16 protein-coding genes and 1 riboswitch are annotated in these 24,575 nt (G+C 36.2%); of the genes, 9 read left to right on the forward strand and 7 right to left on the reverse strand.

Going from position 1 to position 24,575, the window contains the following annotated elements; translation table 11 throughout:
- Positions 1 to 85 precede the first annotated feature (85 nt).
- Positions 86 to 15,139 carry a DUF7507 domain-containing protein gene (locus tag ACQVV1_RS13440; protein ID WP_431168961.1) on the reverse strand — a complete coding sequence of 5,018 codons (15,054 nt, stop codon included), beginning with the start codon at positions 15,137 to 15,139 and terminating at the stop codon, positions 86 to 88.
- 122 nt (positions 15,140 to 15,261) lie between these two features.
- Between ACQVV1_RS13440 and ACQVV1_RS13445 the strand changes: the two genes are divergently transcribed.
- Positions 15,262 to 16,122 carry a GNAT family N-acetyltransferase gene (locus ACQVV1_RS13445; RefSeq protein WP_242251247.1) on the forward strand — a complete coding sequence of 287 codons (861 nt, stop codon included), beginning with the start codon at positions 15,262 to 15,264 and terminating at the stop codon, positions 16,120 to 16,122.
- Positions 16,123 to 16,156: 34 nt separating this feature from the next.
- On the opposite strand, the gene ACQVV1_RS13450 is transcribed toward ACQVV1_RS13445, so the two are convergent.
- Positions 16,157 to 16,717, reverse strand: coding sequence for a cysteine hydrolase family protein (locus ACQVV1_RS13450; protein ID WP_242251248.1), 561 nt, complete (start codon positions 16,715 to 16,717; stop codon positions 16,157 to 16,159).
- A gap of 181 nt (positions 16,718 to 16,898) precedes the next feature.
- Here ACQVV1_RS13450 and ACQVV1_RS13455 point away from each other — a divergent pair, with 181 nt between their 5' ends.
- Entirely contained in the window at positions 16,899 to 17,159 is a 261-nt protein-coding gene (locus tag ACQVV1_RS13455; RefSeq protein ID WP_063224108.1) for a DUF6123 family protein, read from the forward strand.
- A gap of 2 nt (positions 17,160 to 17,161) precedes the next feature.
- Here the strand turns inward: ACQVV1_RS13455 and ACQVV1_RS13460 are convergent, their stop codons facing one another.
- From ACQVV1_RS13460 to ACQVV1_RS13470, 3 genes are all read right to left on the reverse strand, one after another.
- The gene (locus ACQVV1_RS13460; RefSeq protein ID WP_431168962.1) at positions 17,162 to 18,067 is read right to left on the reverse strand and encodes a DMT family transporter; all 906 of its coding nucleotides are present in this window, start codon (positions 18,065 to 18,067) and stop codon (positions 17,162 to 17,164) included.
- Positions 18,068 to 18,080: 13 nt separating this feature from the next.
- Positions 18,081 to 18,467, reverse strand: a complete 387-nt coding sequence (locus ACQVV1_RS13465) for a reverse transcriptase-like protein (RefSeq protein ID WP_431168963.1) — start codon at positions 18,465 to 18,467, stop codon at positions 18,081 to 18,083.
- A gap of 69 nt (positions 18,468 to 18,536) precedes the next feature.
- Entirely contained in the window at positions 18,537 to 19,409 is an 873-nt protein-coding gene (locus tag ACQVV1_RS13470; RefSeq protein ID WP_242251249.1) for an aldose 1-epimerase family protein, read from the reverse strand.
- 132 nt (positions 19,410 to 19,541) lie between these two features.
- Positions 19,542 to 19,586: riboswitch (PreQ1 riboswitch) on the forward strand.
- Positions 19,587 to 19,592: 6 nt separating this feature from the next.
- Between ACQVV1_RS13470 and ACQVV1_RS13475 the strand changes: the two genes are divergently transcribed.
- The 3 genes from ACQVV1_RS13475 (at position 19,593) to ACQVV1_RS13485 (ending at position 21,078) form a co-directional block, all read left to right on the forward strand.
- Complete coding sequence (locus tag ACQVV1_RS13475) at positions 19,593 to 20,078, forward strand: QueT transporter family protein (protein WP_063224105.1); 486 nt, start codon at positions 19,593 to 19,595, stop codon at positions 20,076 to 20,078.
- Between the two features lie 151 nt (positions 20,079 to 20,229).
- Complete coding sequence (locus ACQVV1_RS13480; RefSeq protein WP_060630245.1) at positions 20,230 to 20,889, forward strand: ribonuclease H family protein; 660 nt, start codon at positions 20,230 to 20,232, stop codon at positions 20,887 to 20,889.
- A gap of 12 nt (positions 20,890 to 20,901) precedes the next feature.
- Positions 20,902 to 21,078, forward strand: coding sequence for a zinc-finger domain-containing protein (locus ACQVV1_RS13485; RefSeq protein ID WP_000358801.1), 177 nt, complete (start codon positions 20,902 to 20,904; stop codon positions 21,076 to 21,078).
- 34 nt (positions 21,079 to 21,112) lie between these two features.
- Here the strand turns inward: ACQVV1_RS13485 and ACQVV1_RS13490 are convergent, their stop codons facing one another.
- A complete protein-coding gene (locus ACQVV1_RS13490; protein ID WP_000534400.1) occupies positions 21,113 to 21,361 on the reverse strand; it encodes a DUF2564 family protein in 249 nt (82 codons plus the stop codon).
- A 119-nt stretch (positions 21,362 to 21,480) separates the two neighbouring features.
- Complete coding sequence (gene cspB, locus ACQVV1_RS13495) at positions 21,481 to 21,678, reverse strand: cold shock-like protein CspB (protein WP_001161725.1); 198 nt, start codon at positions 21,676 to 21,678, stop codon at positions 21,481 to 21,483.
- A gap of 261 nt (positions 21,679 to 21,939) precedes the next feature.
- On the opposite strand from cspB, the gene ACQVV1_RS13500 reads away from it, so the two are divergent.
- From ACQVV1_RS13500 to ACQVV1_RS13515, 4 genes are all read left to right on the forward strand, one after another.
- Positions 21,940 to 22,668 (forward strand): YqcI/YcgG family protein, encoded by a 729-nt coding sequence (locus tag ACQVV1_RS13500; protein ID WP_431168964.1) that lies wholly within the window; start codon positions 21,940 to 21,942, stop codon positions 22,666 to 22,668.
- A gap of 138 nt (positions 22,669 to 22,806) precedes the next feature.
- Positions 22,807 to 23,439: a LysE family transporter gene (locus tag ACQVV1_RS13505; protein ID WP_137051569.1), complete on the forward strand. Its 633-nt coding sequence runs from the start codon at positions 22,807 to 22,809 to the stop codon at positions 23,437 to 23,439.
- Positions 23,440 to 23,458: 19 nt separating this feature from the next.
- Positions 23,459 to 23,752, forward strand: a complete 294-nt coding sequence (locus ACQVV1_RS13510; protein ID WP_063224103.1) for a hypothetical protein — start codon at positions 23,459 to 23,461, stop codon at positions 23,750 to 23,752.
- Positions 23,753 to 23,835: 83 nt separating this feature from the next.
- Positions 23,836 to 24,465, forward strand: a complete 630-nt coding sequence (locus tag ACQVV1_RS13515) for a sterol desaturase family protein (RefSeq protein ID WP_242251252.1) — start codon at positions 23,836 to 23,838, stop codon at positions 24,463 to 24,465.
- Positions 24,466 to 24,575: the final 110 nt, after the last annotated feature.

The following is a 24,575-nucleotide window of genomic DNA, read 5'->3' on the forward strand; positions in this document are numbered from 1 at the left end:
ACGAGTTACAACGTAGTGCGATAAAGGTAATGAAAAAGAGATTGTAGTTTGGTTGAAACCAAACTACAATCTCTTTTTGTTTCATTTAACTCCACCAAATCCAAGTCCAAAGGTAATTTCGTACATTTCCAGGAGTAATGCGTATGAAGCGTTCACCGTCAAAGAAGCAATTAAAATTTGGAAGTGTTTCATCTGGATTTTCTGGAACAAAGGTGACAATATTTTCGTTACTTGTGACGGTTACTGTAATTGGTGGGTCAATAGGTGAAACTTGAAGTTGTAACGAAATATTGGTCGTATTTTTAAACTCACTATTAACAGGTGGACTTATCACTTGTACTGTGAATAACACAATAATAGTTTCGTTTGGTTCCAAATTAGTAGCGACTAGGAAACCGATATTTGGATTTGCTAGTGGAGAACGTTCCCCATTAATGGAGACAGTGCCGTTCATAAATTGTAAGCCTGCTGGAATAGTATCTTGTAAAGAAACATTTGAAAGTGAAATAGCAGAAGTATTCGTAATACGCACTGTATAATCAAAATATTGGTTTAAATAAGCCGAGCTGACAGAAGCGTTTTTCGTGACTGTTGCAGTAACAAATTGAACTGGTATACGAACAATATTTGAATTAACAATAAAAGTAATAATTGGATCCTGTGGTGTCAATTGGAAAGCAGCAGTAACTGTTGCAGAATTTATAATTGTACTGTTTGAAGGAATAGAAGTGACGAGAACTTTAAATGTTATCGTTGCTACTGTATCTGCAGGTAAAGCGCCAATATTAATACCAGTGTCTGGCCGGATATTTGGAACCGGAGTCCCGTTAATTGTTACGCTATTTTCTATAAATGTTGTACCAGCTGGAATTATATCTAGGACGGAAGTACTGATTGTAGGAATTGGTGAATGATTTATCACTTCTAATGTGAAAGTTATGGTATCTCCTGTCGCTATGATAGATTTATCGGCTGTTTTTTCAATACTAACCATCGGATCAACTACTGTCGTTGTAACAGTATTTGTTTGCTTTGTAACGGTATTTATTTGTCTTGTAATCGTAATAGGTGGTTCGATTGGACCGATAATAGGCGTATAGGAAATAGTAGCATCGTTATTGATTGTAGATTGAAGAGTAGAAGAAGATATTGTCACTTGGAATGTAATAATAACAGATTCATTTGGAGCAAGAGTTCCTAACGTAATACCATTTTCAGGATTCGCATTAGGCTGATTGATTCCGTTAATCGTAACACTACCAATAACGAATGTCGTATCTACAGGTGCCGTGTCTACTAGAAGAAGATCTTCAATAGTGATATTACCACTATTAGTAATAGTAATGGTGTACGTTAAAGTTTGACCAGGTAAGGCACTCGTGAAATCAACAGCTTTTATGGCAATGACATTATCATTTTGGACGGTTGTTGTGACTGTATTTGTTGTAGTCGTATTTGTAACAGGTACATTATTTGGGTTGACTATATATTTAAAAGTAGTGATTGCTTGGTTGTTGAGTTCGTTTTGTATTGGAATAGAAGTCACAGTTACTTGGAATGAAGCGATAGCGTCTCCACCTACAATTATAGTACCAATTGGTATGCCGCTTACTGGATTCACTCCAGGAAGAGTTTCTCCGTTTACAATAACGCTATTTTCTATAAACGTAGTACCTTGAGGAATAATATCTTGAATGATTACATCATTTGCTGCAACATTACCAGTTTGATTAAGTGTAATCGTATACGTTAACGTATCACCGACCGTTGCAAATGCAAGGTCAACAGCTTTATTACTATTCAAATTCGCATGATTAATTTCTGTTAAAGCAGCTGATGAAATAATAGTTTCGGTAATAGGTGGTTGATCTGGTACCGTGTATTGGTATTCAATTGTGCTCGTGTTAGAGATTGGATTTGTTTGCGGAATCAAAGTAACCCGTACTTGGAATAGAATAGTGGCTGTCGTATTAGGCGGAATGTTATCAATTGGTATACCGCTAAGTGGATCGTCATTTGGACGAGCGTTTCCATTCACAATAACACTATTCTCTATAAAGCCCGTATTTGCTGGGATGATATCTGTAACGATAATGTTTTCCACTTGTATATTCCCATTGTTTGTGATGGAAATTGTATAAGGGATGATAGTTTGTAGGTCAGCATATTGGATAGGCGTTGTTTTTGTTGCAATTACATTTGCAGAAATAACTTCAGTGAAGGTAATATTACTAGTTGATATTTGTTCTTCATCATTTATTGTATAACGAGAAGTTGCTTGATTTTGAACATGGCCGCTAGCTGGAAGAGCTACCACAGTAACGGAAAATGTGACTGGGATCGTAACGTTAGGAGCAATCGTTCCTACAAGTATACCATTACTTGGATTGGCATTAAGCTGCGGAATGTTATTTACTAAAACGCTACCGTCTATAAAGGTTGTTCCATCAGGGATATTGTCTGTAAATACAACAGCAGTAGCATCAGTATTCCCTGTATTCGTTAAAGTTGTTGTATAAGCTAAAATGTCACCAATTGTTACAGAAGTCAAATCAACAGTTTTCAGTGAAACGATATCAGCATCATTAATTTGAACGAAAGTAGTATTGGAAGTAGTAGATTTTTGAATTGGTGCAAAGTCAGGATTGAAAATAAAGTCGTAGACGATGTTTGCAGTATTAGGTGTTGGATTGACAGCAGGTAAATTCGTAACGGAAACTTGGAATGTTATTGTAGTCGCTTGACTTGACGCAATATTAGGAATAGAAAAACCGATATTTGGATCTGCTGCAGGAAGTACAGTGTTGTTAACTATTACACTTCCCGGAATAAAGACTGTTCCATCTTCTATCGTATCTGTAAAAAAGATGGAGTTAGTTATAGTGGATCCGTTATTTTGAATGAGTACTGTATATTCAATGGTTTCATCAATATTAGCTAATACTGTATTAGCGGATTTTGTAGCGATAAGAATAACATCAATAAATTGTATATTTGTAGTATTGGAAGAGGTCGTTTCTGAAATTGGTGGTAAGCTTGGGTCTGGTTGATACTCATAGTGAATGACGGCGATATTATTAATGTTATTTTGAGAAGGTGTAGAGACTACATTTACTTGGAACGTAACGATAATCGTATTGTTTGGAAGGATAATATCTAGGGTGATTCCGGTAATTGGATTTTCGTTAGGTCTTGGTATGCCATCTACAAGAATGCTATTTGGAACGAATGTGGTGCCAGCAGCGATTGCGTCAATTAGGAGAGTATTTGTAATAGGTACTGTACCAGCATTTGTAACTGCGACTGTATATGTGATGATTTGACCGATGCGTGTAATGGATCTGTTAGCAGATTTAATTGCACTAACATTTGCCGTCCGTACTTCAATATTTACTGCATTTGATAATGATCTACGCTGAATAATAGGGGAACTAGGGTCAATTTGGTATTCATACGAAGTGTCTGAAATGTTAATGACTGTATTACCTGGAGGTATACTTATAAGTTGTACTTGGAATGAAATAGTGACTGTTTCATTTGGTTGTATCGTGCCGAGAGTTACTCCGTTTTCGGGATTCGCGCCAGGCTGAATGACATTATTTATTGATAAGCTATCTTCAATGAATATAGTCCCTTCTGGAATGTTGTCAATGAACACCGTATTGTTAGCTGGAACAGTTCCTACATTTTGTAGTGTATTTGTGTAGGTAATAAATTGTCCGATGGATACGAAAGTTACATCTGCGCTTTTAGCAGAAATAATATTTGCATTTTGAAGTGATGTTGTAACAATGTTAGAATTTGCAGAGCGATTCACTGGTGGAGCGGTAGGAATACTTACATATTGGTAAGTTGCTGAAGATTGATTTACAATTTCGGTTTCAGTAGGTGGATTATTTGTTTGTACTTGAAATAGTATTGTTTTGGAACTGTTTGATGGAATCGTTCCAATTGGTATTCCGTTTTCTGGATTTGCATCAGGCTGAAGTACACCGTTAATTGTGACACTGTCGGGAACGAATGTAGTCCCAGCTGGAATCGAATCTGTAAAAATAATATTTATTGCGTCAACATTGCCGCTATTTTTCACTTCAGAAATATAAAGTATAGTTCCGCCAATATTTACAGTTATTGGATTGGACGTTTTTGTAATTGTCAATTGTGCTTGCACGAAATTTGTAATGACAATATTACTTGTAGATGTTTCCGTAATAGGCGGTTGCCCTGGGTCTGGTTGAATTGTATATGTTGTATTAGATTGATTTGTAATCGATTCTTGCGAGAATGGATCGTTAATAAGAATTTGGAACGCAATAAGGTGAGTAGTGTTTTCTGCTAGGTTAGGCAAAGTAACACCTACATTTGGATTTGCACCCAGTATAGCTGTTCCGTTAAGTGTAAAACTATTTTCTACGAATGTAGTCCCTTCTGGAATAGTATCTGAAAATATGAGAGTTGTAGCTGGAATATTTCCGGTATTTTCTAGTGTTATCGTGTAGGTTAAAATGTCGCCAGTTGTTGCTTGTTGTGTATTGACGGCTTTTAAAGAAAGAACATTCGCATCTGAAATTTGTGTGAAAGCTGGATTCGAAGTAATTGTTCGAGAGACGATAGGAGCAGTTGGATCGGCGATAAAAGTATAGTCAATACGGGCTATATTAGAAATTGGATTCACGCTTGGAATAGATTGAACGATAACTTGGAATGTGACGGTGACGATTTCTGACGGCGCGATGGAGTTTAAGGGTATTCCTACGTTTGGATCGGCGCCTGGAATTGAGACGTTATTAATAGTCACGCTATTCGGAATAAATGCAGTTCCTTCTGGGACCAAATCTGTTAAAGTAACTGTATTTGCAGCTGTATTACCGTTGTTTTGAACGACTACAGTGTAAGTGATTGTACCGCCTGTAGATTGTACGAGGGAATCTGTGTTTTTAATTACAGATAGTGATGCATCAACGACAGCTGTAGTAACTGTATTAGATGAAGATGTTGCTGTAACTGGAGGTTGACTTGGATCAACAATATATGTGTAACTTGTAAGTGCTTGATTTATAATTGCTCCTTGCGGTGGAATAGAGCTTGCAAGAAATTGGAACGTAATCGTAGCAGAATCACCTGGTGCGATAATACCAACTGGAATACCGAGAGTTGGACTTGCATCTGGAAGTGAAATCCCGTTAAGCGTGACACTATTTGGAAAAAATAATGCCCCTTCAGGAACGCCGTTAATGAGTAATACCGAGTTTGCAGGGAAGTTTCCAGTGTTTGTTAATGTTGCAGTGTACGTAATTATATCTCCAATAGATACGATTGTTCGATTTGCTTCTAAAAGCGTTGTAACAGTAGCGTTATTAATTTGTGTAGAAGCACTATTAGAAGTTACTGTGCCTGTAACAGGAGGAGCTGCCGGATCAACGATGAATGCGAATTGAATAGATGCAACGTTTGTAATTGGGTTTGAAGGCGGAGTAGATGTAACTATGACTTGGAAAGTAACGGTTAAGGTACTGTTCGTACTAACGGTTCCGATATTAACTCCGTTATTTGGACTTGCACCTGGAATGGTACTTCCATTTACAGCAAAACTATTTTCAATAAAGGTCGTTCCTGCTGGAATTAGGTCTGAGAAATTTACATTCGTAGCGTTCGTATTGCCGCTATTTTGAATTAAAACTGTATAAGTGATCGTGTCTCCAATATTCGCAAAGGCTGTACTAGCAGTTTTTACAGCTGAAAGTATTGCTGAATTAATAGAAGTAACGAAGACGTTCGTTTCCACATTGCCAGGTTGAGCCTGTAATGTATTGCCTACGTTATATTGGAAGTTAACAAAACCTAAGTTTTGGAGTTCAGGAGTGAATGTTGTTGGATTGCTTACGATTTGAACTTGGAATATGATTGTTACAGTTTGATTTGGGCTAATTGTATTTATACCAACACCGTCAATGATAGAAGCTGATAGTAACGGAGTGCCATCAACAACAACTGATCCTGCAACAAATTGTGTCCATGATGGTAAAGGATCTGAGAAAACAACGTTGTTAGCTGGAATATTTCCTGTATTTGTAATAGTCGTTGTATACGTAATTGTATCACCAATCGTTGCAAATGCTTTATCTCCTATTTTAATCGTGTTTAAAATAGCACTTTCAATTTTTGTTATAACGCTATTAGAAGTAATGTTTTTTGAAACAGGAGGATTAGCTGGATTGACGATATGTTGAAAGCTAACGCTAGCTTGATTGGTAATTGGATTAATAGCCGGGATTTCATTTGAAGTAATATGAAATTCTACAATGGCAGATTCGTTTGGCGCGATATCACCAATTGGGACGCCTGTAATGATGTTTGCATTTTCGATAATAGTTCCATTAAGTGTAAAGCTATTTGTTTCAAAGGAAGTTCCGGCTGGAATAACGTCGGTAAAAATAACATTCGTTGCACTAACATTTCCGCTATTTGTAATTGTAACGGAGTAGACAATATCTTGCCCGATATCTACCGTAGATACATTTGTGCTTTTTTGTGCAGTAAGAATAGCACTATTAATTTGTGTTGTCGTTGTATTAGATTGATTGGAAGTTGTAATAGGTGGCTGGTCTGGATCAACAATATAACGATAAGTGGTAAGAGCTGAATTAGAAATAGGGTTGTTGATTGGGAGGGTTGTAACGGTAGCTTGGAATGTGACAATTGCCGCAGTACCACCGTTAATTGAACCGATATTTACACCAGTAGATAAATCAGCATTTGGAATGGTTTGCCCATTAACTGTGAAACTGTTTGGAACAAAAGTTAAATTGCTATCAAGTATATCGATAACGGCAACATCAGTTGCAGCCACATTCCCTGTATTCGGGAGGTTAAGTGTAAATGTTATTGTATTACCAACATCCGCAAAAGTAAGATTTGCTGTTTTTGTACTTATAATATTTGCGTTGTTTATTTGAAGAAGCGTAGTGTTGGAAGTAGCCGCGCTTGATACGGGAGGGTTAACAGGATCAACAGTAAACTCATATGTCGTTGATGCTGTATTCGGTGCTGGATTAATAGGGGGAATGCTGTTCACTGTAACTTGAAAGACGATACTATATATTTCATTTGGTGGAAGTGTTGCAAGTAATACACCTGTATTCGGATTCGCGTCAGGTTGTAAAATACCATCGACCGTTAATGTGTTAGGAACAAAAATGATTCCACTTGGTAATACATCTATGAATACAATGTTGGCTGCATCTGTATTCCCTATATTTGAAATAGAAGTAGTGTAAAAAGCAGTTTGCCCGATATCTGCAAAAGAGATACTTTCATTTTTTGTCATGGATAGTATTGCTTCTTTAATTTGTGTTGAAACAGGATTACTAATTGAAGTTTCTGCATCAGGTGGTGAGACTAATTGATATGATGTCGATGAGAAATTTACAATTGGGTTTTCGGTTGGTAATGACGTTACAGTAACTTGGAATGAAACATTTACTGTAGTCCCAGCTGTTATAGATCCGATATTTACACCGTTCACAGGATTTGCACCACTTTGAAGAATTCCATTAATAGAAAACGTGTTTGCAATAAATGTAGTTCCGCTCGGCACAGTATCGGTGAATATAACATTTTGTGCGGATGAATTTCCATTGTTTGTTAAAGCGACAGTATAGGTGAGTGTGTCTCCAATACGACTAAAGGATTTATCGACTTGTTTTAATGAAAGAATGGTAGCGGTATTAATTGTAGTAAACACTGTGTTTGAAGTAACAGTTCTTGAAACAATAGGTGCATTTGGATCGGCAATGAATGTGTAGGAAGCAGTAGCAGTGTTTGTGATAGGATTTTGAACAGGAGTCGAAGTAGCGGTAACTTGAAATGCTATAGATATTGAGCTGTTAGGAGCAATTGATCCAATCGTTATACCTGTATTAGGATTAAGACCAATTTGCGTGATGCCATCTATTGTAACGCTATCAGTAATAAATGTTGTTCCATCTGGTATAAGGTCTGTGAAAGTAATATCTGTAGCGTTTGTATTACCACTATTCGTTAAAATTGTCGTATAGGTAATGGTATCACCTAGTGTTACAAGCGTTTGATCGACTGATTTAATCATCGTAATCATAGCATCTAATACAGGGTTGGTAACAATATTCGTTGAAGTAGAAGTTGTCGCAGGAGCTCCGTTTGGATCGACAGTATAAGAATATAAAATCGTATCGTTACCCATAATCGAGCTTGAAGGGGGAACAGAAAGAGCATTTACTTGGAAAGTAACGGTTACTGTTTCACCAGGAGCGATATTTGGTATATTTACTCCAAGTGCTGGTTGTGCACCAGATTGTTGAACTCCATTTATTGTGACTGAGTTTGGTATAAAGGTAGTGCTAGCTGGAATTGCGCTCGTAAATGTTATATTTGTTGCCGTTGTATTTCCTGTATTTGTAATAGTAGTTGTATACGTAATCGTATCTCCAACAGAAATGATAGATTTATCAACAGTTTTTGTCGTATTTAATATTGCGCTATTAATGGTTGTCGAAACGGTATTAGATACATTCGTTTGTGTTACGACAGGTTGGCTAGGATCGACCACATGTGCAAATTGTACAGAACTAAAATTAGAAATCGGATTTATACTTGGAATGTTTGTAACAAGTACATTAAGAGTAATAACGGCCGTTCCACTTGGATTTATATTTTCAATCTGAATGCCGTTAGCTGGATTTCCAATTTGCTGTGTACCAGAATCATTTGTCAAAGTTCCGGAAATAAATGTTGTTCCTTCAGGTAAAATATCTGTGAAAATTATATTTTGTGAAGTGACATTTCCCGGGTTATTTAATGTAATTGTATAAGAAATTGTATCGCCAATCGTTGCGAAATTTTTATCTACAGATTTGATTGCCACAATTTCCCCAGAATTTATTTGTGTCGAAACAGAATTAGATGTCGTATTTCGTGAAACAAGTGGTAAATTAGGTCCTGTCATAAATTGATAATCAATAGAAGCGTCGTTTACAACTGGTGAGTTTGGTCCTCCAGGTCCGATTGTAAAAATCGGATTTGGAATGCTAACGACTTGCACAAGAAAGGTAACGTTTATAAAATCTCCTGCAATAATATCCCCAATTGGTATCCCGGTCGCTGGATTTACTCCAGGTAATAAAACTCCGCCTACTCGAACGCTATCCTCTATAAATACTGTATTATTTGGAATCGGATCTGTAAAAATGATATTAGTAGCAATCGTGTTCCCTATATTTTCTAATAAAACAGTATACGTTAAAAATGAATTTCCAGGTGCGACGTCAGAAAAGATACGGTCCACACTTTTCGTTGCTTGAATGATTGCTTCGTTAATTTGAACTAAAGTTGGATTACTTGTAGCTGTTTCTGTCACCGGCGGCTGGGTAGGATCAACAATGATAGAGTATGTTGTGCTAGATTGGTTCAATGTTGGATTTGTAGCTGGTATTGAGCCAACGATAGCTTGAAAGCTAATTGTTGTCGTTCCTCCAACTGGAATTGAGTCTAAAGGAACACCGTTATCGGGCCTAAATCCAAGTTGTGGGATGGTATTAATTTGTACACTATCAGGAACGAATGAAAGTTCAGGTGGTAATATATCGATAAAAACAGGTGTGTTTGCGGTAGTATTTCCGCCATTAGTGAGAGTAGTTGTATACGTAATTGTATCGCCAACGGCGGCAAATGCACTGCTTGCAGTTTTTGCTGCGATAACGGAAGCGGTATTTACTTGTGTAAAAGTTCTATTGGATTGAACTGTTCGTGAAACAGGCGGTTCATTTATATCAACAATAAAGCTATATTGAAGCGATGATTGGTTAAGAATTGGATTAGGGTTTGGAAGCGTTGTAATGTTTACTTGAAAGCTGAGTGTAACTGATGCGTTTGCATTCAAGTTACCAATATTGATACCGTTTTGTGGATTTGCATTCGGGATGGTTACACCATTTATCTTAAAGCTATTTGGGACAAAGGCAGTACCGTTTGGAATTGTATCTGTAAAAACAATGTTGTTTGCAGTAGTATTTCCTGTGTTTGTAACAGATGAAGTGAATGTAATCGTATCACCAATCGTAGCGAAAGTTGTACTCGCATTTTTATTTAAAACTAAAGTAGCATCAATAATTGGAGTAACCGTCGTATTCGTAATTGTACTACCAACAGCTGGTGTTTGGTTTGGATTCACTGCATATTCGTAGTTTACAAGAGCATTATTCGTTAAAGTTCCACTAGGTGGAATAGCTAGGATTTTCACTTGGAATGTAATGAAAGTAGTGCCTCCTGGTGAAAAATCGTCTAAATGAATACCTAATGAGGGATCTAATCCAGGTTGGGAAACGTTATTTATCGTAACGGAATTCGGTATGAAGGATGCACCTGGTCCAAGTCCATCTGTTAAAACTGTAGCACTAGCAGGGATATTTCCTGTGTTCGTAATGGCAATCGTATAAGTAACGATATCTCCAATTGCAGCTGTCGGTGTATTCACTGACTTCGTAGCGATAATAGTAGCGTTATTAATTTGAGTTGTTATTACGTTACTTAGCGTATTGGCGGATGCTGGAGGTAAGTTAGGATTTACGACATATTGGTACGTTGTATTGCTTTGGTTCGGGATTGGATTTGGACTAGGAATGGAATTTACGATTACTTGAAATGAGATTGTTGTATTTGTATTAGGATTTATCGGATCAATTGCTATGCCATTTGCTGGATTTGCATTAGAGAGTTTAGTACCATTTACTGTTACACTATTTGGAATAAAAGACGTCCCGCTTGGAATGGCATCTGTAAATACTATATTTGATGCAAGGGTGTTCCCATTATTCGTTAAAGTAGTCGTGTACGAAATAATATCATTTACGTTAGCAAACTGTTTATCTGCAGATTTTGCAGCGATAATCGTTGCATTATTAATAGTTGTCTGTACAGTGTTAGAGGCCACCATCTGCGTTACAACTGGTTTGGATGGATCGTACGTGTATTGGAATGTAGTGTTCGATTGATTCGTAAGCGGATTTGCACTAGGAATAGTTGGTACAAAAACCTGGAATGCAACAGTACGTGATGAATTCACTCCAATTGTACCAATTAAAATGCCGTTAGCAGGATTTGCATTAGCTATAGGGACACCGTTAATCGTTACAGTATTAGGAAGGAAAATGGTACCAGCTGGAATGATATCTGTAAACGTTACATTAGAGGCAGGGATATTGCCATTATTCGTTAAAATCGTTGCATAAGTTATGACATCGCCAACATCAGCAAAATTTGTGCTTGTTAGTTTCGTAGCGACAATATTAGCAGTATTAATTTGTGTAGCTACGATATTGCTAATAGCGTTCCTAACAACAGCAGGTAAATTTAGATCAGCGATAAAGCTATATTGAAGTGCAGCACTGTTTTGAACTGGATTTGGTGAAGGTAAACTGTTTGCACTAATTTGGAAAACAATTGTTGTAATTCCGCCTGCTGGAATCGTACCAACTTGAAGACCAACACTTGGATCCGCACCTAGCTGTAAAGCACCACCTATAAAAATACTATTTGGTACGAGAGTCGTACCGGGAGGGAGTATATCAGTAACAACAATATTATTTGCTGGAGTATTTCCAGGGTTAGCTAAGGCAATTGTATATGTGATTGGTTGCCCAACATCGGCGATAGTTAAATCTACATCTTTGAAAATAATTACATTTGCTACATTAATTTGTGTACTTACAGTGTTACTTAAAGATGTTTCTATAGTTGGTGGATCGCCTGGATTTAGAATAAAGCTATATTGTGTACTAGATGAATTTATTGTTGGGTTTTGGTCTGGTAAAGAGGTGACAGTTACTTGATAAGAAACAGTAATTTCACCGTTAGCAGGAATGGAAGGTAATGGAACGCCAATGTTCGGATCTGCATTATTTTGGAGTACACCGTTAATAAGGAAAGTGTTTGGAATAAAGGTAGTTCCATCTGGATTTGTATCTACGAAAGTTGGGTTATCAGCAGTAACACTTCCTGCATTCGTTAAAAGAATGGTATAAGTTAATACATCCCCAACAGTAGCAAATGCTCGATCCACTGTTTTTGCTGAAATAACATTTGCGTCATTTACTTGAGTAAATGTAGTGGTTGAAGTTGTGTTCTTACTTACAGGTGAAGCGTTTGGATCAACGATAAAGTTATAGGAAATAGAAGCACTATTTGAAATAGGATTTGGGTTTGGAATACTAGTTATTAATACTTCGAATGAAGCTGTAATTGTAGTACCCGCAGTGATACTACCGATATTGATGCTAGCTGGTGTAACGTCTGGTTGAGTAACATTGTTAATCATAACACTGTTTGGTACAAAGGCAGTACCATTCGCAATTGAATCAGATAGTACTACATTGTTCGCCGCAACATTTCCATCGTTTGTAAGAGAAAAGGTATAAGTTAATACATCCCCAACTTCCGCAAACGTTTGACTTACAGATTTATTGGCATGAAGATTTGCTAGTCTAATTGTTGATGTAACAGAATTAGAATTTGCTGTTTTTGAAGTTGGTGGCAGACTTGGATTTACAGTATATAGATAAGAGGCGAAAGCATTATTAATGATAGGATTTTGGGCGGTAATATTGATGACTGTTACTTGGAAAGAAAGGGTAAAAGTAGCTCCACCAGGAATTGTGCCAATAGGTAAAGCGACGAGAGAGTCTACATTTTGTAAAACGCCATTGAGTGTTACAGAACCTGGTGTTAGAATCGTTCCATTTGGCAGTGGATCTGTTAGTTGCACGTTAGTTGCAGCTGTATTTCCGCTGTTTGTAATAAGAATTGTATAACTTATCGTTTCACCAATTGTGGCAAATTGTTTGTTTGTTGATTTTGTTAATGCTACATTCGCATTGTTAATTTGAGTGGAAACGAGATTAGAAGAAATGTTTTTTGTAACGGGTGATTGGCTTGGATTGACAGTGTACTGATAAGAAGCGCTTGATCCATTAGATACGACATTTAGCGCGGGTATTGTATTTACAACTACTTGAAATGAAACATTTTTTGTTGTGCCAGTTGGGATGGATCCAATGTTCACGCCGTTAGCGGGATTTGCGCCCACTTGTGTCGTGCCATCTATTGTTAAACTGTTAAGGACAAAAGTTGTTCCGGTAGGAATAGCATCTGTAAAAATAACGTTGTTCGCATTCGTATTACCTGTACTTGTAAAGGAAACGGTGTAGGTTAGTGTATCACCAATATCTGCGAAATTTTTATCTACTGCTTTTGCCATAGTTACAGTAGCGTTATTCACTTGAGTAGATACGATATTGGTCGTATCAGTCCCACATACTGCCGGTTGATTTGGTACAGGAATGTATTGATATGTTATTGTTCCACTATTTAATATTGGATTTGTTTGGGGAATAGAAGGAACGAGTACTTGAAATGAAACAGTAGTCGTAGAATTAGCAGCAATAGCTCCAATTGATATACCAGTAGCGGGATTTGCTCCAGCCTGAGTAACTCCGTTAACAGTTACACTCCCCGGAATGAAAGTAGTCCCGCTAGGAATCGGATCCGTATATATAACGTTAGTTGCAGCGATATTTCCTATATTAGCTAAGGCGATACTATAAGTTAACGTTTCACCAATATCGGTAAAAAGTTTGTTAACTGATTTTGTGCCATTAATATCTGCGAGGTTAACTTGTGTTCCAGCAGAGTTGCTTGTTGCAAGACCATTAAAAGTTGTTCCTCCGGCGATTGGTGTATATTGAAATGTAATATTAGCAGTGTTAGAGATAGGATTTTGACTTGGAAGAGAAACGACAGTTGCTTGGAAAGTTACTGTACGAGAAGCACCATTATTAATGGTTCCGAGAGATATACCAGCGGCCGGATTTGCGTTTGTTTGCGGGACATTATCTACTGTTACAGTGCCAGGTATAAAGGAAGTACCGTTAGGGAGAATGTCTGTAAAAATAACGTTATTGGCAGGAAGCAGTCCGGTGTTAGGGATAGTAACTGTATAAGTGAGAACGTCTCCAATTGCCGCAACACTTTTATTTACGCTTTTCGTTGCTTGTATATTAGGTGAATTTATGTTGATTTGTAAACCGACTGTATTCAACATATACGCATCTCCGTTAGTTGTTAAACGGATTGCGGCGGACACTTGGGAGTTTGTTAAATAAGGAGAAATATCAATGGAAGTAATGTCCCAGCCTTGTCTTCCTGCGGATATATTTGTACTTGTAGAAGCGCTTTGGTTTCGCGTTCCAAATGTTCCAGTTGTATCTAAATTTCCAGCAGCATTATTAACTTGAGAACCGAAGAAATTATTTATAGCATTATTTGGCCCAGATAAAGCGTTTAATGAACTGAAATTTGGTCCAAATAAAGCTTGATCTCCAGTTAAATCAGCATCCCCTTCAGTAGAACTTAAAAATAATCTCCCGCTTACAGGTCCCCCTGAAGGTGTTAAAAAACCTGAGACAGATACATCGGCACTACCAGTTTCTGCAGAAACACGGTTACCTGCTACATAAATCGTTAAGTTTCTTGCAGGTAATGTTCCATTTTGGTAAGCGACGATAAGTGTCCATCCAGCCGAATTAATTGTTCCGTTAGAAGCATCTATAGGGTCTACAAGTCCAGGGACAGAGCCGGTTGTATAAGAGCCAGATCCTCCAGCTTGAACGAGAGATGTTACATCTGCAGAACGTGTATAGAATCCAAATGTGACGGATCCGGAAACGAATGTTTGATTGGAAGCAGTAACAGCAGAAGGAGTAATTGAGTATGTTGAAACAGGTGTTGTAAAAGAAACAGGGTTTCCTAAAACATTCGTAATGTTTTGATCACGAGATAAGTAGTTGCCACCCCAAATGAGTTCTGCGTAAAGAATCGTACTACCAGCAGGGATATTTAAAATAGCGGTAGAACTATTTTGTGTATAGTTTAACGTTGTCCCAGCAGGAAAAGTAGGTACTTGTAAAGCGGTATTCGTAGTTGCGAATGCACCAATTGCCCCGATTGTACCAGCACGATTTTGATTACTAATTTTACTTAAGCCTAAAGTATTTCCTGTAATAGCGAGTGCGCCGTTTGTGGTGGTAGAAAATCGATTCGTAATGGGCATGTTGTCACCTCATTTACAATATAGTCTTGGTCAAAATAGGATATGTATGTGATAAATAAAGGGAAACATGTACGAGTTGATTTAGTAATAATGATTTAAATGTCTAGATAAGGGGTTGGAGAATGATTGGATTGAAAATAAGAGTGGAGCGTCTTAGAAAAGAAGATATAAATGATATTGTTGCGTTATCTTCTTATATTGGTTGGGATTATAACAGAGAAGAAGTTGAAACGATTTTTAACTCAGGTATTGTATATGGCGTATGGAATGAGAGAAAAAAACTTATTGCAAGCGCTGCAATTATATTATACGGAGAGGCGTTAGCGTCAATAGGAATGGTAATTGTACATCCGGATTATAAGGGAAGAGGGATTGGAAAGGCGATAACGAGTTCTTGCATGAATAGCGTATCAGCTCAAACTTCAATTATGCTGATTGCTACAGATGAGGGAAAGCCTTTATATAAAAAATTAGGATTTAGGGTAGTAAGTTATGTTTCTAAATACATATGTAACTCGTACAATACAAATTATAAATGTGCAGAAGATGAAGAATATATGATGGGTTATAAAGAGGAGGATTTAGAAAGGATAATAAAAATAGATGAAGGCGCATTTGGAATAAGTCGAAACGAGTTTTTAAAACAAAGAATTATGCAAAGTGAACAGTGTGTCGTTGTAAAGGATACAAAAGAAAATGTAGTAGGATACGGTATAAGTATACAAACGCCAGAAAATAAAATAATAGGACCGATCGTTGCTAAAAATGATGCAATGGCAATGAGAATAGTACATGCTTTAGCAAGAGGGCATGATGGGAGATTAAGAATGGATGTACCAAAAGGAAAGGACGGTTTTCTGAAAGAGTTAGAGATTGCTGGTTTTCAAAAGGTAAATACACCACCAATAATGATGAAAAATAGCAATCAATTATTAAAAAGGAATAATGAGTTATATAGCATTGCAGCGCAAATTTTTGGATGAAAAAGAATCCTTCTGAACGAAGGATTCTTTTTCGTTAATCACGATACTGATTGTGAGTTGGCTGAAAGAGATCTTCCTCGACATCTCTCACCATAGAAAAATGGTCAACATTATAATGGCCGTGTAGAATTTTATTGTGATGACCAATAATTTGCTCTGCAGTCAACACATTAGAATCAGTTGTGGAATGACCGTTTTTAATTAATGTAACGTCAAAGCCTTGTACAGTTGCGGTCCTAACAGCGGTGTCGATGCAATGTTCTGTTTTACATCCACCGATAACGATATGGTTAATTTTTTCTTCTTTTAAAGTTTCAAGTAAAGAAGTACCATAGAATGAATTTGTTGCTGCTTTATTAATAAGGATTGCAGACTGAGGCACTTGAATTTGATTATGTACTTCAAATCCTTCTCCGCTACCAGAAGCAACATCGATATCTCTTACGAAAACAACAAGGGCATTTGCATCTAGTGCTTTCTGTACGGCTGTATTTATTGTAGATAATAGATCTTTTTTACGAAAAACTTCATTTTCTTTTTCATTTCCATCCATTAATTCTTGCTGAGCATCAATGATTAATAGTGCTTGTTTCATCGTGTCTCCCCTTTAATATGAAATAAGTTCCACTGTACATATTCCTCCATATTATAAGGAAATCCTCCATTATTAATGAAGTAAAGACTGATTTACAAAGTTGTCAAATAAATTTCATTCTCATAGCGTGTAAAAACATGTATGATAAGAAGTGGAGAATTTTTGAGTAGGTGGGAATATCATGCAAACAGTAGAAGATTATCTTTCATTCTTACATACGAAAGGATTTAAATTATCAGAGGAAGCACAAGGGTTTATTATGTTCGGACAAGGATATACTGGTGCATCTGATGGAATTGTTAACGCAGCGATAGAAGCGACAATTAAACATCAATTTCAGTTTGATGGCAGTTATTTTGTTGCGTTATTAGAACGATTGAAAGAGGAAGAAATTACAGATAAAAAAAGCGCTAAGGCTTTTATGCGGAAGTTACAAGCGTAACTTCACGCAGCCTGCGCTTCTTTTTTTGTTTTGGAAGGTAATTCAACAAAAACCATGCCTAGGAAAATACATAGGCATCCGATAATAGCAGAAATAGACAGTTGTTCGTTTGCAACGAGAACGCCTGTTAAGGCAGCAAAAACGGGCTCCATTGCGAAAATAATGGCTACTCTCGTTGGAGATGTATGTTTTTGTGCTAATGTTTGGATGAAAAAAGCAATGGATGTCGCGAATAGGGAAGTTAGGAATAGAGCAAATAAAAAGGAAGAATTCGTCCATAGTGCTACTGAAAATAATTTTTCCCAATCTTCAAACAGAAAGGCGCAAATAGAAGAAAACATACCGACAGCTAATACTTGCGACGTACTTAACAATAAAGGTGATATTTTTTTAGAAAAGAAGCCGTTAACAAGAATATGAGCAGCGAAAGCAACTGCACAACCGAGAACGAGTATATCTCCAATATTTAATTGAAAAGAATCACCAGCCGTTAATAAGTATAAACCTGCTGTTGCTACAGCAATGCCCATTACGATAAAAATGGTAGCTTTTTGTTTTAAAAAGATAAAAGACAAAATTGGTACCATAACGATACTAAGCCCTGTTAAGAAACCTGCTTTTGAAGAAGTTGTATAAAGTAAGCCGAATGTTTGTAATACATAGCCAACGCATAAAAAGAATCCAACGATTAATCCCGCGAGACTACTCTGTTTTATATCGTGTTTTGAAGCTTTTTTTGAGAAAATCATTTGAACGAATAATAAAATAATTCCGGCGAATAAAAAGCGAATACCATTAAAAGTAAATGGACCAACGAAAGACATAGCATTTTGAACGACGACAAATGTAGCTCCCCAAATAAAAGAGACAAATAATAAAGCAAGAGGAGCAATCCAATCTTTTTTCACACTCATACCCCCGTTAATTTTGTAAGATAGCTTTTCTAGCTAACTCATCAGCGACTTTATTTTGACTACTTGGAATCCACTTAATAAAAAAGAGATCGAAACTTTTTATGTACTGCAGTGCTTCCTCTAATAGTGGTGCAAACATTTTATTTTTTGCGTATTCTTTTTCAACAGCTCGCTCGACAAGTTGCGAATCTGTACGAAAAGAGACAATGTTATAATTATGCTCCGTGCAATATTTTAATGCCGCAAGTAAAGCGCGGTATTCTGCTTCATGATTGGACATTGTCCCGAGGGGTAATGATAATTGTACAGCTGGTTGAACCCCTTTAATAAATACTCCTGCACCAGAAGGACCAGGATTTCCTTTTGATGCACCATCAATATATACTTCAATCAAAATGAGAAACCTCCAAATTATAAGATGATCCCCTACTTATATATTTCTTTGAAGTAGGGGATAGAGTAATTAGCCAATTGTAATGCTATAACGACATGTAAATGTTTCATTCGCTTGCAAAGATTGAATTCCTTTTTTTTCCTTGAAATCTTTTGCTGGATTTACTTCATCAGCAATACCGTACCAAGGTTCGATACATAGGAAAGGTGCATTCTCGCCTGGTGTCCATACGCCGACAAATGGGAATCCGTCAAATTCTACTTTTACAAATTTATTATGTTTATGAGAACGAATAGAGATTTCATCCGTATTCATATTTTCAAAAATAAGCGCATCATTTTTAAATAAATCGTATGTAAGTGGTAATTCATTCGTATTTTCAGCGATTAATTGCTTTTTACTTGAAAGGTAAGGTCCTTCTAATACACTTGTTTCTAAGCGTTCAGAACTATTAAATGATAAATAATAATCTGTAAATGATTCGCCCTCTAATAACGGGAAGTTGAAACCAGGATGTGCTCCGATTGAGAAGAATATTTCTTTTGAAGTGGGGTTATTCACTTCATATGTTACATGAACGATTTGTCCCTCTAGTTCATAAGACACGAGTAATTCAAATTCGTATGGGTATTTTTTTAATGTTTCTTCATTACTAGTAACGATATAAGTGATTTTCGTTTCACTTTGTTCTTTTACAGAGAATGTAAGATCACGAGCGAAGCCGTGTTGTGTTAAAGAATAAGGTTTACCATCTACGTAGTATGTATTATCTACTAATCGGCCGACAATTGGGAATAAAATTGGTGCACGGCGTCCCCAATAAGTAGAATCACCTTGCCATAAGTATTCTGTATTGTCTGCTTTTAAGCGAACGCTTTGTAATTCTGCACCTTTGTCAGAGATGGTAACGATCACGTTTTCATTTTGAATTGTTGCAGTCATGAAGTAAAACCTCCTAAATCTTTCATATATTTCATTATACGTTGTCTAAAAGAAAAAAGGTAGTTCATGATAGGAATCTATTGACGAAAGGGGGGCTACCGCGTAAAATATAATCTTGTTGCTTAAAAAACGAATAACGTGGTTCGAAACCATCCCACGTAAAAAAACTAAGGAGATTTTGTCATGAATATTAGAACATTAGTCGGTAATGGTATTTTAGCGGCATTATATATTGCTGTTTCTATGCTTATTCAGCCATTTGGCTTTACGAGTGTACAGTTTCGTATTTCAGAGATGTTTAATCATCTCGTTGTATTTAATAAGAAAGCAATTTACGGAATTGTATTAGGTGTATTTTTAACGAATCTCTTTTTCTCACCTATGATCGCTTACGATTTAGTATTTGGAGTAGGGCAATCTATTCTTGCACTAGTTGCAACCATTATTTCTATGCGATTCATTAAAGGTGTTTGGGCTCGTATGATTTTTAATACAGTTATCTTTACAATTACAATGTTTATGATTGCAATTGAACTTCATCTTGCATTTGATTTACCATTTATGTTGACTTGGTTAACATGTGCCGCCGGTGAATTTGTTGTAATGGCCATTGGTATGCCTGTAATGTACTGGATTAATAAGCGAGTACAATTTGAAAGATTTATGTAATAGATGAAAGAGCTATTCCTAAAGGGATAGCTCTTTTTGCATGTGATAATATTGAATATAATTCAGAGACTCTTGATAAAATATAATAAAATAAAGTGAGGCTTTCATTAGCTGGATACATATAAGAAGTCTTACATAAGGGGAATGTAGTATGAAATATAAAATTCATTGGTTGTATAAAACAAAGCGCGGTTTGCAGACGGAATTAACGACAGATTATATGAACATAGAAGATGTACTGCAATTTGCAGAGGATTTTGAGAAAACAGGAAGAGTAAAAGAATTATTATTTTACGATGAAATGGATGCAGAATGGTCATTAAAAGAGATGAAAAAACTGAGTAAGCAAGTGGAGGATGAGCCCCAAGAAATACTCGTTTATTTTGATGGTGGTTATGATGTGCAGACGAAAGAAGCTGGAGTAGGTATATGTGTGTACTATAAAAAAGGAAATAAAAACTACCGAATTCGCCGCAATGCATATATAGAAGGTATATATGATAATAATGAAGCCGAATATGCGTCATTATTATACGGTATGAATATACTAGAGGAATTAGGGATCAAGTATGAAGCAGTTACACTTCGCGGGGATTCTCAAGTGGTATTGCAACAATTGGCTGGAGAATGGCCTTGCTATGATGAGCATTTAAATCATTATTTAGACCAAATTGAACAAAAAGCGAAGCAAATGAAATTAAAACTTGTATGCGAGCCAATATCTAGAAAACAAAATAAAGAAGCACATCAATTAGCAACGCAAGCATTAGAAGGAACAGTCATTGATAGTCATAAAGAAATAACCGAATAGAGAGGTGCAACGGTGGATAAAAAGCAACTCATTACAGAGGTAAATGACTTATTAGAAACGTATTGTGAAGGGTGTTTTTTGCGAGAACATAATCGAAAGACAAATAGTAAATATTATGCTCATTCATTTTGTATTAGGCAATGTACAGTTGGAGAAACATTGAAAAAGTATGGGGAACAGTTGTCATGAAAAAACATCCAGAGAACATTCTCTGGATGTTTTTTTAGTGCTTTGCTTCGTTTAATTGCTGCTCGCATTTGCTTAATTTTTTTTCCTCATTCATTAGAAACGGCTCATCTAAATCTACTGCAACAGATTTCATAATTTCAAGCTGAGAGCGAGCTGCTTCTACAGCAGTTGTGGCATGCTCTAAAGTGTCTGGATCCATTGAAATTGTTGCTGAACCCACCATCTTTTGTGCCGTTTCTACACGGAATTTCACTTCTTCAAAATCATTTACTTCTGATCCCATTTTTACTGCCTCCTTTGTATATTGCGCATTTCACATAGTTTTTGCTCTGTAAAACGGAAATATACAAAGGAATAACAAAGGAGGTTACCAAGTAAGGTAACCTCCTGTCAAATGTTGGATTAAAGTTTTACTACGTTAGCAGCTTGAGGTCCACGGTTTCCTTCAGTGATATCGAAAGATACTTCTTGACCTTCTTCTAAAGCTTTGTAGCCGTCTCCTTGAATAGCAGAGAAATGTACGAATACATCGTCAGCGCCTTCAATTTCGATAAATCCAAAACCTTTTTCGTTGTTAAACCATTTTACTTTTCCTTGCATGTTACAATTCCTCCTAAAAACATTTGCTTTTTTCATTTAGTGAAATCCATTTGAAAAGATAAGATAAACTAAAAATGCTATAATCTTGAATATTCTGCTAAATGATTAATTTAAATATACACGAATTGGGAGAATTTAGTCAAGTAAGCGATTTTATTTTTTTGTATTTTTAAATAATTTTCAGCCGAATTTTAAATAGGTATAGGACAGGCCGAGTATGTAATAGCCTTAATTGAATGCTATACATAATGGGGTGAAAGAATGAATGAGTCTTATTTATTAGATAATGACGGAATGAGAATGAGAACGGATATACCGAATTGGGTTGCGAAAGAATTTGAAAATTTTTCAAACATCGTATTAGAACCAACTTTTCCATGTTTTTTTGGTTTAACTGCTTTGAAAAAGAATGAACTTCGTTATTCCTTTCTCTCTCATAATGATTGGAGTCATTTGCCGCATACAATGTTATCTTTTTTAGAGTTAATGAAAGAACGCCCAATTGTAAGAAGAGGCTTTTTTCTTTTTGTGGAACCGGAATGTGAGGAACAATCAATCGAATATTATCGTGATTACTTTTGGAAAGTACTACAATATTTACATGAAAACGATAATCAAACATGGCCGAAGCAAATTCCTGAAGACCCAGATCATTACTTATGGGAATTTTCATTTGGCAGGGAACCGATATTCGCATTTGGAAATGCGCCAGCTTATAAACAACGAAAAACTAGGCATTTAGGAAATTCTCTTGTTATTGGGTTTCAGCCACGTACCATTTTTGATGGATTAGAAGGCGACCGTCCTAAAGGAGCATATTCAAGACAAACGGTCCGAGATCGAGTTGAAAAGTGGGATCAGCTGCCGAAACATCCTAACATTAGTCATTATGGTGATCACGAACATCGGGAATGGAAACAATACTTTATAGGAGACGATGTAGAGCCGATAAAAGGAAAATGTCCTTTTTTTCATAAGATAGAAAAGTAAGAGCCATCATCTGAATGGCTCTTTTGCATATTTTGGATGAAAAAGGGTATTTTAGTAGTGAATATTTTGATGAAAGCTAGTCTATTTTTAATCATTACATCATTACTTAATAGTAAAGGAAGTAGAAAGGATAGAACGATGTTTGGAGCGATTATACAACAAATTGTATTAGGTATTTCATTAGCGGCGCCAGTCGGTCCGATTAATATTGAAATGTTAAAACGAGGAATTGAACGAGGTTTTTGGCATGCCTGGATTGTTGGAATTGGTGGCATGACTGCAGACATTTTGTTTATGCTTCTCATCTACTTCGGTTTATCTTCTGTGTTTATGTATACATATGTACAAGCTTTTATGTATTGCACAGGTTTTTTCTTATTATTTCATTTAGGATTTCAAAGTGTAAAACAAGGAATTTCCCACTCGAATATGGAATATAAAAAGGAAGAGGTAGGTGGTCTTAAACAATCGTTTATGGCAGGTTTTTTAATTGCGATATCCAATCCATTGAATCTTGTTTTTTGGTTTGGTATATACGGAAGTACACTTAGCTCATTGCTTACGAAGGTAACGAAACAAGAAGCCTTTTTGTACAGTCTTTGTATTATCGTTGGTATTATTTTGTGGAATTTAAATATTGCTTTTTCTGTCCATTTTGGCAGAACTTTATTAAAGCAAAAAGCACTCGGCTATATAACAGCCGGAGCAGGTATTATTTTAGTAGGATATTCTATCCATTTTGCATACAAAGCTTTACAGTTGTTCACATAAGATTGAAGGGGAGATTTTTATGTATCGAACCACTATTAACGGAAAAGAAATTATTATTACGTTAGCACCAAAAATTCGAAAAGAAATTACTAATAGGAATCCACTATATGAAGCGGTATTTTATAATGCAGCAAGATTACTACAAACAAAGCAACCAACGTTTGCGGTAAATCATGAAGTATTTGGGCTCATTATTGGAGAGGTACAAAGAGGAGAAGTAACAGTGTTTGCGGTGGAACATATTATTCCAAAGCAAAATATATTTGGATCGAATAATTTTTTCTCGACAATAGAGCAACAGGCAAATTTGTAAAGTGAATAGAATAAGAATAGAAAATAGAAGAAATAGTCGTAACGATATGTTGCGACTGTTTTTTTGGAAAAGGGGGAAGGAAGATGAAGAGAGTGGGGAAAGAGTTCTTTTTACAACATGATATCGTTATTATGTATAGTATCCTATTTGTTTTTATCATTATTTTAAAAATGCAATTTTTCACATGGATCGGTATGTTAGCGTGTTTGTTTGGGATTGTTTTTTATACGCTTAACGAATATATGACACATCGGTTTTTATTTCACTTAAAGCCACCTAAAAACGTATTTTTATTAAAAATGTTAAGAAGATTACATTATGATCATCACGTGTATCCAGATGATTTAAAACTTTTATTTTTGCCTGTATGGTTTAGTATACCTAGCTTTACTGTATATTTACTTATATCATACGCTATAACAAAAAGTGTTACTGTTACACTTTCATTCGGAATCGGAATGATTATCATGCTTCTTGTTTATGAATGGAAACATTATATTGCACATAAGCCGATTCGTCCCGTTACTAAGTTTGGAAGATGGCTCAAAAAACAGCACATATTACACCATTATAAAAATGAAAAGTTTTGGTTCGGTGTCTCGAATCCAGTATTCGATTTCATATTTGGAACGCTTAAAGATGGGAAAGACGTTGAATTAAGCGAAACAGCTCGTAATTTAGAAAAAGAGAAAAAAACAGAAGTGGTGCAATAAGCTCTACTTCTGTTTTTGTTTTAACGAGAATAAAAGCTTGATTAGTGTGGATTGAAAAGCCAAAAAGTTTATGTTGAGATAGTATATTAAAAACTTAGGGGAATTTGCCG

Source organism: Bacillus basilensis, from assembly GCF_050630465.1.
In the GTDB taxonomy this organism is placed as follows: Bacteria; Bacillota; Bacilli; order Bacillales; family Bacillaceae_G; genus Bacillus_A; species Bacillus_A basilensis.

Bases quoted from the DNA above. Each gene is read 5' to 3' on its own strand.
- ACQVV1_RS13480 (WP_060630245.1), top strand. From the start codon at position 20,230: ATGAAATATAAAATTCATTGGTTGTATAAAACAAAGCGCGGTTTGCAG.
- ACQVV1_RS13475 (WP_063224105.1), top strand. From the start codon at position 19,593: ATGAATATTAGAACATTAGTCGGTAATGGTATTTTAGCGGCATTATAT.
- cspB (WP_001161725.1), bottom strand. From the start codon at position 21,678: ATGCAAGGAAAAGTAAAATGGTTTAACAACGAAAAAGGTTTTGGATTT.
- ACQVV1_RS13450 (WP_242251248.1), bottom strand. From the start codon at position 16,717: ATGAAACAAGCACTATTAATCATTGATGCTCAGCAAGAATTAATGGAT.
- ACQVV1_RS13440 (WP_431168961.1), bottom strand. From the start codon at position 15,139: ATGCCCATTACGAATCGATTTTCTACCACCACAAACGGCGCACTCGCT.
- ACQVV1_RS13455 (WP_063224108.1), top strand. From the start codon at position 16,899: ATGCAAACAGTAGAAGATTATCTTTCATTCTTACATACGAAAGGATTT.
- ACQVV1_RS13500 (WP_431168964.1), top strand. From the start codon at position 21,940: ATGAATGAGTCTTATTTATTAGATAATGACGGAATGAGAATGAGAACG.
- ACQVV1_RS13445 (WP_242251247.1), top strand. From the start codon at position 15,262: ATGATTGGATTGAAAATAAGAGTGGAGCGTCTTAGAAAAGAAGATATA.
- ACQVV1_RS13515 (WP_242251252.1), top strand. From the start codon at position 23,836: ATGAAGAGAGTGGGGAAAGAGTTCTTTTTACAACATGATATCGTTATT.
- ACQVV1_RS13470 (WP_242251249.1), bottom strand. From the start codon at position 19,409: ATGACTGCAACAATTCAAAATGAAAACGTGATCGTTACCATCTCTGAC.
- ACQVV1_RS13490 (WP_000534400.1), bottom strand. From the start codon at position 21,361: ATGGGATCAGAAGTAAATGATTTTGAAGAAGTGAAATTCCGTGTAGAA.
- ACQVV1_RS13510 (WP_063224103.1), top strand. From the start codon at position 23,459: ATGTATCGAACCACTATTAACGGAAAAGAAATTATTATTACGTTAGCA.
- ACQVV1_RS13505 (WP_137051569.1), top strand. From the start codon at position 22,807: ATGTTTGGAGCGATTATACAACAAATTGTATTAGGTATTTCATTAGCG.